The organism is Natrarchaeobius halalkaliphilus (assembly GCF_003841485.1).
Lineage (GTDB): Archaea > Halobacteriota > Halobacteria > Halobacteriales > Natrialbaceae > Natrarchaeobius > Natrarchaeobius halalkaliphilus.
Genome location: NZ_REFY01000008.1, coordinates 17,868 through 39,014 on the forward strand (window position 1 = coordinate 17,868; position 21,147 = coordinate 39,014).

The following is a 21,147-nucleotide window of genomic DNA, read 5'->3' on the forward strand; positions in this document are numbered from 1 at the left end:
ACGGGCGAGTTATCGGTACCGATCCGACGAGTGTTTTTGTTGGTGGCGCTCGCAGGATGGATCATGACCGATTCCTTCGATCACCGGGTGGATCTCGATCGGTTCGATTCTCGACGGTCGACGGTGTACGGTAATCGCGGCATGGTCGCGACGAGCCAGCCCCTTGCTGCCCAGGCTGGCCTGACGATCCTGCGCGAAGGCGGCAACGCGTTCGATGCGGCCGTTGCGACTGCGGCGGCGTTGAACGTCGTCGAGCCGACTTCGACCGGGCTGGGCGGGGACGTCTTCGCGCTCTATCGAACCGCCGACGGCGAAGTAGGGGGGATGCGCTCGTGCGGCCCGGCGCCGCGGGGGGCGACGATCGAGGCCGTCCGGACCGCACTCGAGACCACGGACGATCCCGGTCGGTACTACCCACGGTCTCGCGGCTACGCCGTCGACGCGAACGCTCATCCGGACGAACTGGAGATGCCGTTTCTCGGGCCTCACGCGGTGACCGTCCCCGGAACCGCTCGCGGCTGGGAGACGACCATTCGCGAGTTCGGTCGACTGTCGCTTTCGCGAGTCCTCGAGCCGGCGATCCACTACGCGACGGAGGGGTTTCCCGTTTCTCCGGTGATCGCCCATCACTGGACCGGAGCAGCGGAGCTGTTTACGAACGAGAACGCCCGACGGGCGTATCTCGTCGACGGACGCGCACCGAAACCGGGACAGACGGTGACGCTGTCGGAGCTGGGACGGTCCCTCCGAATGGTCGCGAACCAGGGTGCAGACGTGGTCTACGAGGGCGAGATCGCCGCCGCGATCGTCGAGGAGGTACAGTCAGCCGGCGGGTTCATGCGTCACGACGACCTGGCGGAGTTCGAACCGGAATTCGTCGATCCCGTCAGCACCACCTACAACGGAGCCGAAGTCTACGAACTGCCGCCGAACAATCAGGGGTTGATCGCCCTCGAGGCGTTGAATATCGCGGAGGAGATCGGTGCGGGCGAGCACGATTACGATTCGCCAGAACGCGTCCACGCCTTCGCAGAAGCCACGAAACTCGCGTTCGTCGACGGCCACCACTACATCACGGATCCGGAGTACGAGTCAGCTCCTCCGCTGGGTTCGAAGACGTACGCACGAGAGCGCGCTCGCGCGATCGGGGACGAACCGATCGTGAATCCGGTCGTGGGCGTTCCGAACTCGAACGCCGAAGACGCAGACACCGTCCTGTTGACCGTCGGTGACGACGACGGAAATCTCGTCAGCTACATCAACTCCCGGTTCGCAGGCTTTGGCTCCGGACTGGTGGCCGGCGACACCGGAATCGCCCTCCAGAACCGCGGCGCGTCGTTCTCGCTCGATCCAGACCATCCGAACTCGCTCGAGCCTGGAAAACGACCGTTTCATACGCTCGTTCCGGCAGTTGCGAAGCTCGACACGGACGATTGGCTCGCGTTCGGCACGATGGGCGGGTACATGCAGCCACAGGGACACGTCCAGGTGCTCTCGAACCTCATCGACTACGGAATGGATCTTCAGGCGGCGCTGGATGCGCCCCGCTGGCGGTACCGCGAAAACGGATCGCTCGCCGTCGAAGAACGACTCCCGAACGCGGCGAAGCTCGCTCGGATGGGACACGAGGTAACCGTTTCACCGCCCGTGCTGTTCGGCGGGGCACAGCTCGTTCGTCGACGACACGGAACGCTCTCGGGAGCGAGCGAGCCCCGAAAAGACGGCGTTGCGAGCGGCTACTGACTGACAGCGGTCCGTCCGAACCGACGCGAGGTTTTTATCCGTTCCCGAACACAACGATTGTATGGATGGCAGCCTCGAGGCGCTCGACACCTCCCCGCTTCGAGTCCTGGTTGTCGGATCGCCAGGGTGGGGACGGACGACGACGGCGGCGCTCGAAGAGAGTCCCCTCGGGATCGAAGGGCCGGTCTCGTCGCGGACGGACTGGGATCGGGACTCGCTCGATAGCCGCGAACCGGGGGCGATCGACTGTCTCCTCACGGACGACCGCGACGTTCTTTCGAGCGTCGAAGACCGCTGTCCAGTCGTCTACGTCACCGGCGACGCTGACCTCGACTGCGATGGTTCGTCCGTCGAGCAACTGCTCGAGGATGGTGCGACCGACGTCGTTTTCGCCGAAACGGACTCACAGGCGGTGCTGGAGCACCGAATCAGGCGAACGGTCGAGTTCGCCTCAACCCGGTCCGCCGACGGACCAGAGTCGAAGCGCTACCGGAAGCTGCTCGAACACGCATCGGATACGGTAATCGTTCTCGACGAGCGCTACAGAATTACGACGATCACGCCGAACTCCGAGTCGAGTGATGGGGAGGACCTGAGATCGCACCGCGCCAAGAGCTTCCTCGATACGATTCACCCCGACGACCGAACGGTCGTGCTCGACGCGCTCGACACGCTCAGTGCGGAAGCTTACGGCTCGACGACGACCGTCGAGTACTCCCATCGTCACGACGACGGCAGTCGTATCTGTGAGGCGACGTTTACGAACTGCCTCGGTGACGGCGTCCTCGATGGAATCGTCGGATCGGTTCGAGACGTTACGGCGTATCATCGAGTCGAGCGGGAACTCGACGAATCGCTTCAGCGGGTTACGGACGCCTTTTTCGCACTGGACCCCGAGTGGCGGTTTACGTACCTCAACGACCGAGCCCTCGAAGGGCTGGCGGTCGACCGATCGAAACTCGTTGGACGAAGTGTCCTCGAGATCTTTCCGGAACTCGAGGGATCCGTCTTTCACCACGCGGCGATCGATGCGATGGATCACCAGGAGTCTCGAACGGTCGAGGGCTACTTCGAGCCCTACGACAGCTGGATCGAAGCGAGAATCTATCCGTCACCGACGGGCGTCTCGGTCTACTGGCGGGACGTGACCGATCGCATCGAACGCGAATGGACGCTGAACGAACGAACCGAGCGTCTCAAGACGCTCATCGAGAACGTTCCCGTCGTGCTGTTCGATCTCGACAGCGACGGGACGTTTACGTTTGCCGAAGGCCGAGCGCTGGAGGATCTCGAGATCGATTCGAGCGAGGTCGTCGGGAACTCGATATCGGACATCCTTTCGGAATATTCTCGGGTGGAGGCGGATCTCCGGGCGTCCCTCGAGGGGTATCCGGTCTACGAACAGTGGCGGATTTGTGGTCGGGCCTTCGAGGCGTGGTGTCGACCGATCGTCCGTGACGGAACGATCGAGCGGGTCACCGGTATCGCCGTCGACGTGACCGATCGGGCGCAGTATCGAGATGCGCTGAGCGCCCTCCACGATGCGACCAACCACCTGTTGACCGTCGAATCGAAAGAGGCCGCTTGCGAGTATATCGTCGACGTCGCGTCCGGCGTTCTCGATCTCGAGGGGATCGTCTACCGGTTCGACGACCAACAAAACGAACTGATCCCGGCAGCGTACTCTCCGGGTCTGGCGGAACTGGTCGGATCGCCGCCCGATCTTCGTCCGCGCGACGACAGCATCACGTGGGAGACGTTCGTCTCGCGAACGCCGGTGATGTACGACGACGTGCGAGAGTCCGAACGGGTGTACAACAGCCAGACTGACGTTCGGAGCGGACTGTACGTACCGCTCGGAGAGCACGGCGTCTTCGTCGCCGCCTCGCCGGTAGACGGGGCGTTCGACGAGCAGATCGCCGAACTCGCTCAACTGTTCGCGACGACGGCCGAGGCAGCGCTCGATCGCATCGGACGAACTCAGCGTCTGCACGATCGGGAACGGGAGCTGAAACGCCAGAACCGATATCTCGAGCGCCTCAACGAGACGAACGAGGTACGCCAGGAGATCGGACAGCACCTCCTGATGGCCGATTCGAGAGCGGAGATCGAACGGAAGATCTGCGAACGATTTGTCGACCTCGATGCGTGTTCGATGGCCTGGCTCGGAGAGCCGAATCCGAGTGGAAACCGACTTGAGAGCCGGACCAGCGCAGGCCGCGACCACGGCTATCTCGAAGCTATCACGGTGACGACGGCCGACGATTCCGCGACGGAGCCGACGGGACGTGCCGCTCGAACCGGCGAGGCGGTGTACGTCGAGAACGTTGCCGGTTCCGTCCACGACGGGTCCTGGCGAGCCCAGGCGTTGTCTCGAAACTTCCAGTCAGTGTACGCGGTTCCGCTGGTGTACGACGGGTTCTTGTACGGTGTCCTGTCTCTTTACGGAGAGGAATCAAACGCATTCGACAGCGTCTTCAGATCGACGCTCGCCGACCAGGCCGAGACGATCGCCTACACCATCGACGCTGTCAAGCGAAAAACTGCTCTCCTTGGCGACGAGGTCACCGAACTCGAACTCGAAATCGATCGACAGTCGATCCTGCTCGAGCTCTCCGAACACCTCGACGAGCGGATCGTCTTCGAGGGATCGACCACCCGCGACGAGGTGACGATCGTGTTCGTCTCGCTCGAGGAGCCGATCGACGAAGCGATTCTCGACGACGAACTCGAGGATATGGAGGGGATCGTGGACGTCTCGATCATCGAAAACGACGAACGAACGCTGCTCCAGCTGGTGACGGAGGATCCGGTTCTCGACTCTATCGTCACCGCCCATGGGGGAACGGTTCGGGAGTTCGTTGCCGGTAATGGAACCGCGTGGGCGACCATCGACATACCGGGAACTGTCGACGTCCGCGAAGTCGTCTCGACGATCAACCGACGCGGCATCCCAGCAACGATGGTCGCGCGACGCGAACAGTCGACGGACGACCGTCCGACGCTCGATGCCTCGAGCCGAACGCGGTTGCTCGATCTCCTCACGGAGAGACAGCGAGAAGTGGTTCAGACGGCCTACCACGGCGGCTTCTTCGAATGGCCCCGACGAACGACGGGCGAAGAGATCGCCGCGTCGTTGGACATCTCCTCCCCCGCGTTCCACAGGCACGTCCGGTCGACCGAACAGAAACTGCTCGAGACCCTTTTCGACGACCGTCTCGAGGAGAGGGGTTAATTGGTTAACCCCTACTGTTCATCACCATTATACAGTTAACAATCAGGCTCTTTACAGGGAACGTCCATAGGTAAGGATGTCTACCCACTGGGCGTACTGGGGGTACGTACAACCAATGACCGAGATGACTTCACGATCGCCATCCGCACAAACGGGGGCGCAGTATTCTGTACAGTACGATCGACTCGACGATGAACCACTCAGCGTCGCCGTAGCCGACGCCGTCGCGACAGTCTGTAACGTCGATATTACCGATCTCGATCCGCTTCACTACTCGATCAACGCCGACGCACTCGAGCGACTGTTCGAACCGCGCTCGGATGGGCTCCGATCTAACGGCTCAGTAGCGTTCGAATACAACGATTGCATGGTAACGGTCACCGCTTCCGGTGATATTCAGGTCGATCAGCTCTAAGTCGACGTCGCCACTATCCGGTTCTGGGGTGGTTATGCATCAGGTACACCAGTCGGCTGCGGAGTTGTCACTCTCCGTATCGATAGCTGAGAGGCCCATCCGATCCGATCTCGCTTCAGGTCTCTAACCGCTTCGACGGAGTGGAACGGGGAGGGCGTAGATCAAGGCAGCGATCGACCACCGCTTACGGACGTTCTCGAGAGAGTTAGGTAGAAAACTGATTACCGCAGACTGGACAGTAGACCTGCCCGTTCTTACCGATCAGGTACGATTTGTTGCAGTGAGTACACGGCCCGGATATCGTGACTCCCGACTCGCGTGCGAGGGCGAAAAGCGTGTTCTTCAGTACGCGCTCGTCCTGTTCGATCGCCTCGATGCGACGGTATATCACCTCCAGACCGGTTCGGTCCGACTGGCGCTCGTTCTTCCGTCGTGAGTGATAGTGGGGATTCATCGCGGTACGCTACGCGCCGTACGGACAAAAGACCGCCGTTGAATGCCGTGACTGCCGTCGGATCCATGCTGTTCACCGTTCCATCTTCGCGCCGGAGTCGGTTGTCCGGAGGGCGCGACTCACCCAGCGCTGATACCAGTCGAAACACGGAAGCAACACGATACTGACGAGGAACGCAGCAATCCACGAGAGGGGGTCTGTGGCCCGTTCGGATGCAATTTGATGGATCGATAGCGTAGCGATGACGTCCGTCATTGGAACTCCCAGAAGAAGGCCAAATGCGGTATAGGCCACGGTACTGACCGCGACGACGACCACAGCTACGGCCGCGAGAAAAACGAGAAATCCGGCCAGTATGAACGGGATTCGGAGCCACCGAGACCTGATGTAGATCCATCCAGTCATCAGTCCGAATTCGTGAAGTCGTACCTTGAAGTTAGCGCACTATATTTTCGTGACCGCTTCGAAAAATACCCGGGAAGGGCACCCGTAGAAAAGGTACAAAATCCTGTTACATTCGCAAAGCGTGGTAGCTCTATGCCGACGGCGTCGACGATCAATACTCGTCCCGACACGCAGCAAGCGCGTCCGGCGTGTCGATCGCCCGCAATCGGCGTGGATCAGTCCACGATTCGACATCGTCGATGGTCGTCACTGCGAGATGATCGAGGACGTCGAACAACCGTCGCCGCTCGGTCTCGAGTACCCGTTCGCATGCGATCTGTGTCGCAGCGACGTCGTAGACCGCACACAGCAGCTGGCTGTAGTCATCCGCGTACGGAACGACGGCGTCAGTGTCTGTCACACGGTCGTACTCCCCAACGAGTTGAGCGACGAACTCCGCCTCGAGCAGCGCCAAATCACAGGGAACGGCGACTGCAGTCGTTCCCGAAACCGCCTCGAGCCCGCGTCGAAGTCCCGCAACCGGACCCTGGTCGCGTTCGTCCGATCGATCGAGCGCGAATCGGACTTCGAGTGCTAGTGCTGGGCCAGACTGCTCGAGTGCCCGTTCGAACGCAGGCCGCTGCTCCGCTCGGCAGTTGATTACGAGTTCGTCGACGGCCGGTGCGACGGCGTTCCCAACGCGAGCGAGCATCGGTTTGCCATCGACCGGTACGAGGGCTTTCTCCTGATCGCCGAATCGCTCCGAAAAACCACCGGCGACGATAACGCCACTGGTCGTCGACGATGGCTCATTCGAGGTCGTACGATCGGTCTCTGAGGGACGTTCTCTCGAGTGGACTGCCATCAAGCGCTGCCCTCTGCGGAGGCGATTTCCTCGGAGTTACGGGGGGCCTCGAGTCGAATGGCACACTGCTTGAAATTGGGCTCGTTCGACCGGGGATCGACCGTGGGAAGTGTGAGGTCGTTCACTGCGGGGTGGTGAATCGGGAGCCAGACGACGCTGTCCGGGATGGCATCGTCCTCTTCGACACGGGCGTCGATACTCGCCCGTCTGGACGTCACTCGGACTGTGGACTCGCCGTCGCTGTCACCCTCGTGCCCGTCGATCTCGGTTGCCATCGCAGAAGCCGTTGCCGGATTGATGCGAGCGATCGGCGGTTCGTCCTCGCGGGTTCGGACGCCGGTGTTGTAGGCGTCTGCTCCTCGAGCGGTCGTCAGCGTCAGCGGGTAGGCCTCACTGGGGGGCTCTGGAACCGAGTCGGCGACAGCGCTCGAGAAGCGTGCCCGTCCCGTGGGCGTCGGGAACTCCCAGTTCTCGTTCACCGTGTCTTCGTCGGCCTCGTCCGTATAGTACCGGTAGCCGCCCGCCGTCGTCGGTGACGGGGCAGGCCACCGAACTGCGTGTTCGGCCTCGAGACGCTCGTAGCCGATTCCAGAACAGTCGGCGACCGTTCCCTCGGTGAGGTTGACGAACTCCTTGAACACTGCTTTGGGTTCCGGTGGCTCGTCGAACAGCCCCGGAACCACGCGGGTCGCGACCTCGCCGATCAACTCGAGGTCCGTCTTAATGCCGGACGGTGTGTCGGTCGCAGCACGCACGCGTGAGATCGTCCGTTCCATGTTCATGACGGTTCCTTCGGATTCGCCCCAGGTCGCCGCCGGCAAGACGACGTCAGCGAGTTCGACGGTCTCGCTGTGGAAGGCGTCCTGGACGACGAGGAAACTCTCCTCGAGGCGGTTGCGGGCAGCGCCAGCGTCGGGTAAGCCGGCGGCGGGGTTCGTCGCCACGGCGTAGATCGCGTCGATGTCGGTATCGATAGCCTCGACGATCCCGACGGGTCCAGGGCCAGTGTCGTCGGGTAGTCTCGAAGGAGAGACGCCCCAGGTGTCGGCGACGATACCGCGATGAATCGGATCGTCGAACGACCGGTGACCGGGCCAACTTCCCTTCGAGGAACAGACGCGTGTCCCCATCGAGTTTGCCTGTCCCGTCAGTGAGAACGGTCCGGAACCCGGCTTCAGGTTGCCCGTCGCGAGACAGAGGTCGATCAGGGCGCCTGCAGTTGCGGTCCCCTGGGCGCTCTGATTGACGCCCATTCCCCAGTAAACGAGCGTCCGTGTCTCGAACGCACGCGCGAGTTTGTCGACAGCTGCGAGCGAGACGCCCGCGTCGTCGGTGGCCGCCTCGCCGCTCGGAAGCGTCTCGAGTAACTCCTCGAAGCCCTCGGTCTGTTCGGCGACGAACGTTTCGTCGACGCGGTCGGTCTCGACGATTCGGGCGAGAATCGCTCGCGCGAGTGCGAGGTCCCCACCGGGTTCGACCGGGACGTGGTAATCTGCTACTTCTGCGGTCTCGCTGTGGACCGGGTCGATGACGAGCAGTTCGGAGTCGTTGTCGGCCACACTCTGTCGGATCCAACTGAACATGACCGGATGGGCCACGGCGGGGTTCGCTCCCCAGATGAGGTGTGTTTCCGCATCCGGGATATCGCCGTAGGTCGGTGGCGGCGCGTCGCTTCCGAAGGCATCGTAGTAGGCCGTGACGGCACTGGCCATACACAGCGTCGTATTCGCGTCGTAGTACCGAGTTCCAAAGCCACCGCGGGCGAGTTTGCCGAGTGCGTAGGCTGCTTCGTTCGTCTGCTGGCCACTTCCCAACACTGCAACGGCGTCGGAACTCGCCTCGAGTGCCTCGGCGAGTCCATCCGCGGCTTCCTCGAGCGCGTTGTCCAGTGTGGTCGCGACGAGTTCGCCGTCGCGCCGAACGAGCGGGCGGGTAAGCCACTCGCCGTCGGGGTCTGCGGTCTCGCGAACGCCACGCTGGCAGGCAAGGCCGTTGTTGACCGGGTGTTCGGGGTTTCCTCTGACGAGATCCAGCCCGTAGCCGTTGTCGACGGCTCGCTGGACGTGACCACAGCCGACCGCACATCGAAGACAGGTCGTCTGGATAAATTCGCTCACGAGGACCACCTGCTCGAGTACTGTCCAGCGCAGTCAGATATGCATATGGACGTTTTTGGACCAAAATCGGGAGTATACGAGCACATATTCACGAGAAAGGATAACAATCTACGATACTAAAACCCTGTCCGTTTAAAAACACGAAGCTATCTGGTGTCAAACGCACATCTCGACCAATCTGGGAACGGATACTGATTATATAAGGACATATTGTGTGGTCGAGACGGCAGTTGATCGATCGACCGTCAATATCCAGACGACCATAACAAACCTTGTTCAACCGGCTGAGTCGGACAAACACTGGACACGAGCTCTGACACACTCAGTAGGGAGTATGACCGACGAGACAGATCTCGAGTTCGATCCGCCAGGAGCACATCGACGAGTATCCGTTAACGAGAAAGTCAAGGAGCTGGTCTTCGTGGATTTCACTGTCTACTTGCTGGTGTTTGCTGGGCACGTTCACAGCAAGCAGACGTTCTAACTGAGCGGCTTTGCGAAGTACTGAATCTACACTATCGAGTGATCCACCAATAAATTCACCGTATCTGGAATGGATCCAAGTTGTTTCTCGGTGTTTGGTTCACGGAATCCGTTCGCGGAAGCATAGACGATCATCAAATCTCGGCGCACAGTCGCATTCGTCAGGCCCGTCCTCAGCGAAGCTGAGAGTACCGCCGTCAGCCACTACGACCCGTGGAGTACCGGTAACGTGGGGGCAAATTTGCTCATCGGTTGTGCTTGGATCGACACTACCGGGAATCGTCCGTGTTTGCTTTCAGTTGCGCGGTATTGAGCGTCAGGACATTCTTCTCTAACCAGATTGTGGCTACAGACGTCTCTTTAAGTATTTGGAACGCAAGAGGGCGTTGTAACCCTTTTTATGTATGCCCGGGGAGGGCTCCGAACCCTCGATCTCCGCATGTCCCAGGTTCGAGGCTCGGCAGTCCTCGAGGGACACGGAGGCTTCCAAGGCGAAACCGCACCGAATCTCTGAACCCTATGAGTGCGGCGCTATGTCCAGCTAAGCCACCCGGGCTCGTTCTCCCGTAGAGCGGAGCGTTTCATTAAGCTTCTCATTCGCTGGCGCTGTGCAACGGGGACCCACGGATTTATGATATACGCTTACGAACTACCGCGATATGAGCGTTCCCGGCATCGTCCAGTCTACTCTCACTGACGAGGATATCGCAGCGCGAGTCTCTCTCGGCGGCGACGACGAACTCTTCATCACACCAACACGGACGATCGTCTACCGTGCCGAAGGGCTCTTGAGCGACGAATCGGTCGATGAGTATCCCCACGACGCCGACCGCCTCACTCTCTCCGAAGGACGGCGGAAAACGAAGTTTTCTCTCGAGTATCCACTCGACGGTTCCTACGAATTCACCGTCCCCTCGAGCAAGACCGACGCCGTGCTTCATCCGGTGCTGGCCGGCGTCTTAAACGGAAACGAGATCACCGATCCGGGCGAAACCGTCGTCCAGACCTACCGCTTCAGTGAACTCACGTTGATCATCACCAGCGATCGGCTCGTCAAACACATCGGTGGTGCAGTCTGGGACGACGACTACGAGGAGTATCACTTCGGAGACGTGACGAACCTGTCTTTCGAGGACGGGAGTGTCGCGACCCAGATCGTACTCGAAGTCGGGGGTCGTCCACAGCGAATCAAGGCACCCAACGAAGAGGCGAACGATCTTCGCGAACGTCTCAAACGTGCCCTCTTCGATTATCACGACGTCAAGTCACTCGAGCAACTCAACGAGGAAGTCGGTGACGACGGGGATGATGACGCGCCGACCGATTCTGGAATGGATTTCGGTGGCGGAATCGATCCGCTCGACACCTCTTCTTCGGAAGACGGCGAAGGCGACACAGTCGAAGAAGCGGACGGACGCGAGGCCGCCGTTCCCGATTCGATCGACGCACAACCGGACCGTCCGGACGACGATGAGCGAACGCGAGGGCAGTCCAGTTCGAGCGCCTCCGCAGCAACAGTACCCTCGGATCCGAACGAGTCGGCGTCCGACTCGAGTGAGGGCCAGCGAGTCGCGACGGTCGAAACCGGTGACGTCTTCGAAAACCCGGACGATTCGATCGAAACGCGGGACGCCGACCGGAAAAAAGTGCGTTCTACGACCGGCGACGTTTCTCGATCGGACCTCCTCGAGCGCATCGAAACGCTCGAGGAGTCACTCGCTCGTCAGAACGATCTCCTCGAGCAACAACAGGAAACGATCGAACAACTGATCGTCGAACTTCGACAGGGCCGCTAGCGACCCGTCCGATCGGCGTCGCCGATCCGGATTCCGTTCGAACCGATCTCCCGTCACCGACGCATGGACCACCACACGAGCACCGAACGAGCTGGAATCGTCCTCGCGGGTGGACAGTCGACCCGTTTTGACGACACGGACAAAGCCGTGGCGGAGCTCGCCGGAATCCCGATGATCCGTCGCGTTCTCGAGCGTCTCGACCCGATGGTCGACGAACTCGTCGTCAACTGCCGAGGTGAGCAAGTGGCCTCGATCCGGGAGACACTTCGAGATGGGCCAGGCGTTACGTTCGCCGTCGATCCGGTGCCGGATCGGGGTCCGATGGCCGGGATTCTAGTCGGCCTTCGTGAGACGACGGCGACGTACGCCGTCGTAGTCGCCTGTGACATGCCACTCGTCGATCCAGCGTTCGTCGACTACCTGTTCGAGCGGGCACGCGGATGCGATGGCGCAGTCCCGCAACTCGAGGATCAGTGGTTCCAGACCACCCAGGCCGTCTACCGGTGCGAGCCGATGGCTGCTGGTTGCGAACGCGCTCTCGAGGACGGCGACGGACGGATCGTCACGGCACTGGCCGACCTGGAGTACGTCGTCGTCGAGGAGACGGAGGTTCGCGAACAAGCGTCACTCGAGACGTTCGAGAACGTCAACACGCGTGCTGAACTCGAGGGCGTCGCTGATCGTCTGGACGGGAACTCTTCGTCTGAGTGATCTCGGGAAACGGAGTTCTCTCCCTCTGACAGGGACTCTTCGTCGTTGCCGTGCTTCTAGCGGAGTGACTGGTGACCGTCGGGGATGAACTACTACGACAAAATCCTCGTCGGCATCGCAGGAAGCGTTCTGGGCGGGATTCTCCTCTGCATCCTCACCGCCAATAAATCAGAACGTTTTCGGTCGTAGCCAATCCAGCTTCCGAAGTGCCAACCGACGGTTCGGAACGTCCAGACAGCCGACGCAGCTGGATAGTAGCGATTACCGGTGCGATTGCGATGATCTTCACGTTCGGAACGCCGGTCTCGTACGGCATTTTTCGCGAGCCGTTCAGCGACGCGTTCGGCATCTCCCCGGTCGCTCTCTCCGGGGTATTCGCGATCATGCTCTTTACGTTTTTCATCGGCTCCGGTCTCGTCGGCGTGTTCGGCGTACGGTTTCCGGCTCGAGCGGTGTTGCTCGTCTGTGCGATCACGACCGGTGTTCTCGCACCGGCGATCTATCTCACGGAGTCGATCATCGGGCTGACTGTCGTGTTCGCCGTCCTCGGTCTCTCCCTCGGGACCGTTTTCGTTCTCGTCGCATCGGTCGTCCCGCGCTGGTTCGATACCCGTAGCGGCGCTGCCACCGGACTCATCTTCGTTGGCAACGGCCTCGGACTATTCGTGCTCCCTCCCGTCTGGCAGTTCGCTCTGGCTGAAGTCGGCGTCCGTCGAGGCTTTTTTATCATTATCTCGGTGAGCGCACTTGCGTTCGCCCTCACCGGTTTCGTCTGTCGACGACCGACCTGGGTCGAGCAATCGACCGCGACCGCCGACGAACTCCTCGAGTGGATCGCTCGACTCGCGCGGATGCGAACGTTTCAATTCCTGTTCGTCGGGATTGCCCTCTCTTTCACCTGGTATCAGTTGCTGGCCGCATACGCGGTCGACCTGTTCGTCGCCCGTGGATTGACGGAGGCCGGTGCGTCGACGGCGTTCGGTCTGATCGGCGGAGTCAGTATCATCTCGCGGATCGGTGGCGGCTATCTCGGTGACGTCGTCGGCTCCCGGAAAGCGTTCCTCGCGTCGCTCGTCAGTATCACTGCCGGCCTCCTCCTGTTGTTCGTCTCCGCCGTTCCGACGCTGGTGATCGCAGTTTTCCTGATCGGACTCGGTCTGGGCGGTACCGCAACCCTGTACATTCCGCTTCTCATGAGTATCTACTCGCCCGAGAAGGACACCGCTATCGTCGGCGTTTTCAACCTCGCCGGAGGGATTGCCGCGCTAGCGATGCCACCGCTCGGAACGATCACCGTCGCCTACACCGGTGATTTTACGATGGCGATCGCCCTGACGGTCGCGATGAGCGTCATCGGGTTCTGGACGGTCGCGGTCGGCACGGGAGGATCCTAAGCGAGCGCTACAACACTCCGTTCCCTGCGTGGACGACGTCGACGATCGGGTCGTCGTCGATCATCCGCGCGAGGACGACGTGGCTCACGCGATCCGTGCGATCGAGTAAGTCCGAGGCGATCTCGGTTCCGACAGCCCGGTCATCGGAGTCGTCGACTTTGTTGAGCAAGGCGACGACCGTCGCGTCTTCGGGCACGGCCGACAGTCCGCCGCGATCGCTCGCGAGCACTCGAGCCACGTCCGTCGCCCGGATCGGTGCGCCGAGTTCCCGGCCGGTGATCGCCGCCACCCGTTCCGGGCGATGGACCAGGTCTGCCGTAAGCGGTGCTCCGACGACCTGAACGCTTGCGATCGGGACGACCGTCTCGACGGTCCGTGGGAGCTGTGGCTCGTGTTCGTCGGGCGCTTTGAGATCTCGCGTTCGCGCACCGTCGGCTTTGACCAGAATCGGACCGGCCGTGTCAGCCGCTGCGAGTTCGTCGATCACCGACGGATCGTAGCCGAGGTACCGATCCTCTCGCTCGCGTTCGGGAACCACACCTACCGGCCAGCGTTCCGAACGCTCGAGCGTCTCGAGGGGTTCTTCGGTGATGGCGACACGCTCGACTGCCGAATCGAAGATCGGGATGCGAACCGTCGCGGTGACGACTGACCGGTGTCCCTCTCGAGCGGCGCGTTCGGCCAGCGTGTAGAGCGTCGTTTTCTTCCCGCCCGCACCGACGACGGCGACGAGTCCAGACTCCGCACACAGTGCCTCGAGAACGTCCATGCGTGCGATACCGGTTCCGCATGCTAATGGTTTACTGTCGAACGGTACCCACCCGAAGATCCGTCGATGTTCGTCTATAGCGATCTGGACCAACCAACGATCCGACCCCGCTCGCGACCCAACGGTCGGTCCCTTTCCCAGATCAACACGCCTCCGCGTGTGGAAAAATTCGCCGTTTACCGCGGAGCATGTCATCGATATCCTCTCGTCATCCCCACCGATACGGTCTACTGTAAGTCGTTACCGGAGCGACCGCAGGACGGCTCGCGGTCGCTCCGGTAAAAAGTCACAGCAAACCGTATGAGGTCGCGGGGAATCTTAGAACTCGTCCGTTCCACCAGCTCGTCTTCGGTAGCCACGGGTAACACCGATCCTGTAACTCGAACAGTCTGACACCACTCAATTGAGCCCAACTTAGGACAGTGACGATACATCACGGCCGGCAAGCCGTTCTGTGAAGTCATTTGTCGCGGGTTAAAACGGCGATACGAGAACGAGATTGGCCGTTGGTAGCTGATGTCGGAAACGATGCCTCTCCAACTCACTGGGCTCGTGTGGCTGGGTTGCGTAATTACGAAAGTGTTTATTCTTCCCACTGAGGTCGCGGAGAACCTGGTAATTCGTCTGTTCGTTCCACCAACTCATCTTCGGTTAGCCATGGGCAACACCGATCCTGTAACTCGAACAGTCTGAAATCGTTTAACTGGACCCAACTGTAGGAGGGAACCGCTAAATCGTGATCGACAAGCCACTCTGTGAGGCCCTCAACAGTCACATCGATCCCAGCCGCAGTGGCTCGATCGACGAGTTTCGATAGCTCGGACTGTTTCGTCTCCTCGTCAGCACCAGTTGCGGTCTCGATTTGAGCCGCTGCAGCGAGGACGTCTTCCCTGTCTCGAAGATTTGATTCTGTGTCCCACCGGTAACCTCGCGGCAGAACATACGCCTTCCTGAAATATTCTGTCTCCGAAAGTTTGCCCAGTTCGTTAATCTCGCCGCCTGCATCCTGCTCGATAACGGTCGTGATGTAGTCAGCGAGCGCCGCTGTCAGATGAAACTTGACGCGAAACTCGGGAAGTCGTGATACGTCGATATCGTCCAGGTCACCGATCAGGAATGCATAGGTCCCGTAGCGGCGGTTGAGTCGGTCACTTACCGACCGCACCCGGCGAATATAGGGCGACCGATAACTTCCTAAGACGAGATATGCCGTCTGATCCCGTTCGTAGATGGCTGGAAGTTCATCCTGAGCCCACGAGAGAATATCCATCGCTTCTGTCGGTGTGACATCAACGTTGCGCAGAGCGCGACGGACAGCACCCATGATTTGTCCTGCGTTCGGCGGTACAGATGGAGTCGTCATATTTTGTTCGACAACTAGTACAGTGATACGTCTTCTGATTAACTTAGTCATTCGGGGCATCTACTCACTTAGTTATCCCAAATCGTTAAATGCAGAGCTCTGCTACAGTCCACTATGAGCCATACGGCGGACGATGTCTTCGACGATCCTTTCGCCGAGCAACGCGAAATGCGGGAGCTACTCTCCCAGGAGACTCGTCATCTGATCGTCCAGTGTCTGCTGGGCCATCCTCACCATCTTGCGTCGCTTGCCGAACTTACCTACATGATCCAGAAAAATGAGGGAGCGGTTCTTGATCAACTCGAGACGCTTCAAGAGGCCGGTCTCTTGGACGTCTACGTCCACGAGCCCAACATCTCCACACGTGATCTGCCGTCTCGGTTTTGGGGCCCAACCGAACGTGGCGTCGACGTACTGTACGAACACAACTTCCTTCGCGGTGTCCCGGTCGCCCGGGCAGTCTACGAAGAGACGAACAAATCAGAGAAAGTTCGCCGACACGAAACGGCTCCACGACCATCGCTTCCTGATGCCGTCCGAGAGGCGCTCCAATTCGAGGAACCAGTTCCCGAAGAGATAGAATAGGCCCAACTCCGTCGTAGAGGCCGTCCCGCCGCTTCCGCCTTACCAACCGACTCGAACGGAAGTGATCCAATTCCTTGGTAAGGTAGGCGCTTCGGTGAAATGATGTCCTGGGTACGTGCTTTCTCGTCGGTTCGTAGTGCACGTCTTGTTGACACCTGTTGCTTTTTCCACCTGCATACATAGCTCTCAAATAATGGTCCAGTGTCGCTATTGCGAGCAAACCTTTGAGGAAGAGTCTGCGCTCCGTGAGCATCTCTACGAGGTCCACGAACGTGACGAATTCAGTCGGATTGACCAAAAGCGAGTTGAGCAATACGTCGATGAACACGGCTTGGACGAGAGTGACAACGAGGAAGAGCAGAGTCCCGATCAATCCATTCAGCGTGAGCAACGAACAGTCGATACATCAGACGGTATCTACCCCGCTGATAGGTGGGAACTCAGCGACGTCGAAGCACTCTCGACGGATGAAATCGTCGCGAAACTCACAGAGCACGGCATTGAAACGAACGAGACGACGTTTCGGAACCGAGTTGAAGACCTCGATTCGGCGACGACACTCTCTGAGCAGTGGGAAGCCGAATACGAGGTTGACGCCACGGGCTACGATCAGGACTTCATCTGGATGGCGGCACAGGAACTCTGGGAGCGGTGGGCACCCGAAACTCCGAATAAAGAACGGATCTACGACTTCGTGCAGGAGGGACGCGATCTCCGAGAGAAGGGAAACCGCGCTGAGGCCTGCGATCAGTGGCTAACTGCCTGGGAGGACATCCTCGCCGTTATACCCGACGACAGTACGACCATCGAAGAGGCAGACCGAACATTACCGACGTTTCTCTCGCTCGAGGCGTTCATTCGATCGTTCGACAACGATCTTGCCACCGTCGCTGAGGACGATCCCACGTATCACGAGCACCGACTCGAGTTCTGTCGGCAGGTCTGTGAGAAGTTTCCGGACGCAGACGAGGAGTTCCTGCTTGACTTTCGCCACTTCGTCGCCGACTCGCTCGCGGAACTGGACAGAACCGCTGCCAGCAGGGCCGAGTTCGAGGCGCTCATCGAGGAGTATCCCGAGGATTCCTGGGCGTACAAGAAACTCGCGGATAACTACTGGCTCGATGATCCCAACGAACTATCGATCGATGAGCTGGAGCGTACTGCGGAACTGTACCGAGCAGCGCTGGACGTCGAGGGTCCTCTCGAAGGAGCGACGATGGTAGCCGACCGTCTCGAGGAAGTCGAACGACGACTGACTGACGCGAGGGCGTCCAACGAAAGGGGAGCTGAAGAGCCATGAAGCTTCGATACTATGCAGACGCACCGAACGTCGACGATCACGAGCAGATCATCGACCTCCTGTACACGATCTCCGACAAGTACGGCATCACAGTCGATATCGAGCGAGTGAACAACCGGTATGGGTCGATCCAGGTATTTCCGGGAAGTATACGCGAGAACTCGCCGGAAGACGTCTACGACCGGGATTTCCACTACAACCGGACGCTCGGCTCGAACATCGACGAATCGCCGTCACAGGCGTTCAAAGCCAGTGGCCGACACGTCGACATCGATGGATACGTTGGCATCATCGACGACGGACTCATCTGGGCGACGACCTATCGCGGTGATTCAATCGGCCATGGGCCGGACGTCGACGCTACGGACACCACACTCGGATTTCTCGATCAGGTCGCCACTCACGGGTTGGAAGTGATCGAGGAGAAGTACATGGATGAAGACGAACGCGAGCGAACCGTCCTTGAGCAGTTCCTCGCAGCAGACGTCGTTGACGGCACTGTTCATCGAGATGCTGTTATCGGGACGTCACAACTTCCCGACTCGCCTGCGCATGGAGTGAACAGTTCCGTCGGAAAAATAGTCACTCGGACGGTCGATGCCATCATCGAGACGGACGAGAGTGACTGGATCGTTCAAACGGCGAAAACCTTCGAGGCATCGAGGTTCGACACCGCTCTCGGCCAGGACCTCGTTCGCGATCGTCTCTACCGTCTCGATACGGGCAAGAATACAGACACGACTCTCGCGATCGTATTCAATACGGTTCCCTGGGAACTGGATACCGACGCTGTTCCGACGACAGTAGACCAGTTGACTGCGAAGACCACACGTTCAGTGAAGCGGAAGATTTGCGTTGGCACAAGCCGCACTCTTCCGCTTCATCTTCCTTACTCTGGCGACCTGATCTGACGCCGTCTAGGGATTAAACACGGCCCTTCAACCAAGGGCTTTTATCCCTTCGAAACCAATATTTTGGTAGAAATGAGCCTTGATGAGGCAGTTGAAGAAGCACTTGCTACGTACGATATGGAGCGTAGTAAGCAGGCGGAAGAAGCGGGTGAAACAGTCGCCACACTTCAGGACTGACGAGTCTTTTTAATCGAGGTTTCTGATTTCCTCTGCAAATGCCGACTTAGACAGCGCGGGCGTGTCCTTTAGATCTGAGCGCTCAACACGTTCAACAACCTCTTCGACGAATGATATCCACAGTTGCTCGTGCTCTTCGGCGTATCGCTTTTTTGCTTCGCTGGGATACAGATCGAGGGTATACGACGTAAGATCAATTTCGACGTTGTGCTTTCGTTCTACAGTGGTTGCACCAAATTGACGAAGGATTTTGAAAATCACATTCTTTCGTCTAACGGTGAGGATTCGCTTGGATTCGTTGATGTACGCATTTACCCAATCCTGCCAATCGAATTCATTCGGACCAGCCTCTCCTTTGGTTTCTGGCAGTGAGAAATCAGGATCGTAACATCGCAGATAGACCTGGATAACTGCAACCGCAGCTCGATGATTGGCATTCGGGAGAGCATGTTTCAGGATCAGGTTTGAGGACAGGCGACCTGCGACATCAGTTGCAGAGCCAGTCCACGAAACTCGATCGAGAACCTCCCCTAATGCTTCAATGTCGGGGTCTTTGTAGGCGATCACTGGCGACCCCTCCTCTTCTTCATTCCGCTGAATGAGAGCACGATAGGTTTCTAACAGGCGCGCAACGATTTGGCCGTTCTCAGCTTCTAATTGTTCGAGAGCCTCGGAGACATCTAACTCCAGTTCACTTACCGGCTTCCCCCCTCCACGGGAGGTATATATCGCGTAGAAGTGTTCGTCGAGGTCATATTCGCTCACCTTTACCGACACATCATCTCTGTATGAGGTGATTTGAGAGACTACCTCCTCGGGAGTTTGGGTAATATAATCCAGTGAGAATTGCTTGTCCCCTGGGTGATGATAGTAGACATGACCCATTTTCTACTTCATAGTAGAGATACCCGATATGTATAGGTGATTGTTGGGATCGGGGAGTGGACCGAAGAAGATCTCTCCGATGGATATCATTAACTAATCGATCGATAGAAACACCTGAAATTGTAAAACACAACACGATTGGTCGTCTCTCTATAATCAGCTAATCAAGTAATATATCATCCCCGTTTCAAAATGGCATAATTAATTCGGTTGGTACAGACCTTGATAAGGCGATATTCATCGAATTGTCATCCGCTGCATCTCACACGGCGAGAGATTTTAAGTACCCAATTCATTGGGCTGTGTGCAATGAACGACAGGCGTCGTACCACGCAATTGGGCAGACGCAGGCTGTATTTATCCTGCATTCAACGCCTCGATCTAACCACGCCTATCGGTGGGCAATTGCCATCACAAGGAGGTATATAATGAGCAGCCGTGAAGAAGATCCTGAGCAACCCGTCTCTGACGACCAGTTAGCGCTGCTCAATGCGCGGCAAAAAGAGGTCTACAACGCAAAGTTGGTTCGATTTAGTGAGTATCTAGCGACCGAAGCCAAAGAGCCAAAACGGAATATCGGTTACTCGGACGGTGTAGTTGCCGAGCGAGTTTCTCGCTTCCACAGGATGATAAAGTGGCTCTGGACCTCAGAAGAAGTTATAACGGAAATTGGTACCGATGATCTAGACAAAATCAATCTTGCACTAGAGAAGGATCAGCTCCAGAAGTTCGACGGAGATCCATACGTGGACGGTAGCAAACGTAAATTTAACGACGTACTGAAGAACTGGTGCTCATTCCAGAATGAAGATTGGCAGCCAGAGTATGAGTTCAGTGATAACGGTCCACAGAAGGAAAACAGACCAGATCCGTTTACGAAGGAGGAACTGAAGCTCTTGACGGAAGCAGCACTCACCTACAAGTCCATCAAGAGTTACAGCAATCAGACGCCTGATGAACGAGACAGGTGCAGAGCCTATATTGCTCAGGAGCTTGGCAAGCCAAAAGAAAACGTACATCCCGATGACTGGGAGAAAATCAATCGCTCTTGGAAGATTCCCTCGCTCATCCGAACGAGCCGTGGGCACGGATGGCGACCGGATCTGGTTGGACGAATGAAGCTGCAGTGGTACGAACCGAAGACCCAAACAATTCACATACCGGCGGGTGAAGCTCCGAAAAACGATGATCCGTGGAACGTTGAACTGACTGATGAAGAGGCCCTCTATCTTGAGAATTGGTTAGAACAGCGAGAACTGTTGGAGTGCTATGATGGCCGCGATGAAATCTGGCTCAACCGAAAAGGCAACCCGTACGATTCCGGGCCGTTGAATTATCTTCTAAGAAACCTCATGGAGGAGGCTGGCATTGAAACACGTGGCCGAATGCTTGTCTGGTATTCATTTCGGCATGCGATCGGGACCTACATCTACGACGAATACCGGGATCTCGAAATCGTTGCAGAGCAACTCAGACAGAACACGACTGAAGCTGCGAGTAAGTATGTTCACAAGTTGCCGGAACTCAAACGCGAAGCGGCTGAGATTATGTGATGGTGAA

The 21,147-nt window shown here is 58.4% G+C and carries 18 protein-coding genes and 1 tRNA gene; 12 read left to right on the top strand and 7 right to left on the bottom strand.

The features are described from left to right. The first annotated feature begins 63 nt into the window (after positions 1-63). From EA462_RS16710 to EA462_RS17420, 4 genes are all read left to right on the top strand, one after another. The gene (locus EA462_RS16710) at positions 64-1,743 is read left to right on the top strand and encodes a gamma-glutamyltransferase family protein (protein ID WP_124179722.1); all 1,680 of its coding nucleotides are present in this window, start codon (positions 64-66) and stop codon (positions 1,741-1,743) included. Between the two features lie 61 nt (positions 1,744-1,804). Further along, the gene (locus EA462_RS16715) at positions 1,805-4,978 is read left to right on the top strand and encodes a GAF domain-containing protein (protein WP_124179723.1); all 3,174 of its coding nucleotides are present in this window, start codon (positions 1,805-1,807) and stop codon (positions 4,976-4,978) included. A 115-nt stretch (positions 4,979-5,093) separates the two neighbouring features. Further along, entirely contained in the window at positions 5,094-5,393 is a 300-nt protein-coding gene (locus tag EA462_RS16720) for a HalOD1 output domain-containing protein (RefSeq protein WP_124179724.1), read from the top strand. Between the two features lie 280 nt (positions 5,394-5,673). Next, positions 5,674-5,829, top strand: coding sequence for a hypothetical protein (locus EA462_RS17420; RefSeq protein ID WP_165872118.1), 156 nt, complete (start codon positions 5,674-5,676; stop codon positions 5,827-5,829). Positions 5,830-5,919: 90 nt separating this feature from the next. Here EA462_RS17420 and EA462_RS16725 read toward each other — a convergent pair whose 3' ends face one another. From EA462_RS16725 to nasA, 3 genes are all read right to left on the bottom strand, one after another. Beyond that, positions 5,920-6,102, bottom strand: a complete 183-nt coding sequence (locus EA462_RS16725; protein ID WP_124179725.1) for a hypothetical protein — start codon at positions 6,100-6,102, stop codon at positions 5,920-5,922. A gap of 301 nt (positions 6,103-6,403) precedes the next feature. Beyond that, a complete protein-coding gene (gene mobA, locus EA462_RS16730) occupies positions 6,404-7,096 on the bottom strand; it encodes a molybdenum cofactor guanylyltransferase (RefSeq protein ID WP_124179726.1) in 693 nt (230 codons plus the stop codon). Then, positions 7,096-9,213, bottom strand: coding sequence for an assimilatory nitrate reductase NasA (nasA, locus tag EA462_RS16735; RefSeq protein ID WP_124179727.1), 2,118 nt, complete (start codon positions 9,211-9,213; stop codon positions 7,096-7,098). The genes mobA and nasA overlap by 1 nt, the downstream gene beginning before the upstream one ends. A 334-nt stretch (positions 9,214-9,547) precedes the next feature. On the opposite strand from nasA, the gene EA462_RS17425 reads away from it, so the two are divergent. Next, complete coding sequence (locus EA462_RS17425) at positions 9,548-9,697, top strand: hypothetical protein (protein ID WP_165872119.1); 150 nt, start codon at positions 9,548-9,550, stop codon at positions 9,695-9,697. 404 nt (positions 9,698-10,101) lie between these two features. Here the strand turns inward: EA462_RS17425 and EA462_RS17430 are convergent. After that, positions 10,102-10,252 (bottom strand) — tRNA-Met (locus EA462_RS17430). Positions 10,253-10,355: 103 nt separating this feature from the next. On the opposite strand from EA462_RS17430, the gene EA462_RS16740 reads away from it, so the two are divergent. The 3 genes from EA462_RS16740 (at position 10,356) to EA462_RS16750 (ending at position 13,597) form a co-directional block, all read left to right on the top strand. Further along, the gene (locus EA462_RS16740; protein WP_124179728.1) at positions 10,356-11,492 is read left to right on the top strand and encodes a DUF7115 domain-containing protein; all 1,137 of its coding nucleotides are present in this window, start codon (positions 10,356-10,358) and stop codon (positions 11,490-11,492) included. 63 nt (positions 11,493-11,555) lie between these two features. After that, complete coding sequence (locus EA462_RS16745; RefSeq protein ID WP_124179729.1) at positions 11,556-12,203, top strand: molybdenum cofactor guanylyltransferase; 648 nt, start codon at positions 11,556-11,558, stop codon at positions 12,201-12,203. Between the two features lie 206 nt (positions 12,204-12,409). After that, on the top strand, positions 12,410-13,597 hold the full coding sequence (locus tag EA462_RS16750) for an MFS transporter (protein ID WP_124179730.1): 1,188 nt from the start codon (positions 12,410-12,412) through the stop codon (positions 13,595-13,597). Between the two features lie 7 nt (positions 13,598-13,604). Here the strand turns inward: EA462_RS16750 and yqeC are convergent, their stop codons facing one another. After that, positions 13,605-14,366, bottom strand: a complete 762-nt coding sequence (yqeC, locus tag EA462_RS16755; RefSeq protein WP_124179731.1) for a selenium cofactor biosynthesis protein YqeC — start codon at positions 14,364-14,366, stop codon at positions 13,605-13,607. 583 nt (positions 14,367-14,949) lie between these two features. Continuing rightward, a complete protein-coding gene (locus EA462_RS16760; RefSeq protein WP_243641462.1) occupies positions 14,950-15,729 on the bottom strand; it encodes a hypothetical protein in 780 nt (259 codons plus the stop codon). Between the two features lie 114 nt (positions 15,730-15,843). Between EA462_RS16760 and EA462_RS16765 the strand changes: the two genes are divergently transcribed. The 3 genes from EA462_RS16765 to EA462_RS16775 all read left to right on the top strand — a co-directional run bounded on the left by EA462_RS16765 (position 15,844) and on the right by EA462_RS16775 (position 18,525). Next, entirely contained in the window at positions 15,844-16,314 is a 471-nt protein-coding gene (locus EA462_RS16765) for an ArsR family transcriptional regulator (protein ID WP_124179732.1), read from the top strand. A 193-nt stretch (positions 16,315-16,507) separates the two neighbouring features. Further along, entirely contained in the window at positions 16,508-17,614 is a 1,107-nt protein-coding gene (locus EA462_RS16770; RefSeq protein WP_124179733.1) for a tetratricopeptide repeat protein, read from the top strand. Continuing rightward, on the top strand, positions 17,611-18,525 hold the full coding sequence (locus tag EA462_RS16775; protein ID WP_124179734.1) for a hypothetical protein: 915 nt from the start codon (positions 17,611-17,613) through the stop codon (positions 18,523-18,525). The genes EA462_RS16770 and EA462_RS16775 overlap by 4 nt, the downstream gene beginning before the upstream one ends. A gap of 186 nt (positions 18,526-18,711) precedes the next feature. Here EA462_RS16775 and EA462_RS16780 read toward each other — a convergent pair whose 3' ends face one another. Then, positions 18,712-19,587: a hypothetical protein gene (locus tag EA462_RS16780; protein WP_124179735.1), complete on the bottom strand. Its 876-nt coding sequence runs from the start codon at positions 19,585-19,587 to the stop codon at positions 18,712-18,714. Between the two features lie 428 nt (positions 19,588-20,015). On the opposite strand from EA462_RS16780, the gene EA462_RS16785 reads away from it, so the two are divergent. Next, a complete protein-coding gene (locus tag EA462_RS16785; protein ID WP_124179736.1) occupies positions 20,016-21,140 on the top strand; it encodes a tyrosine-type recombinase/integrase in 1,125 nt (374 codons plus the stop codon). The last annotated feature ends 7 nt before the right edge of the window (positions 21,141-21,147 follow it).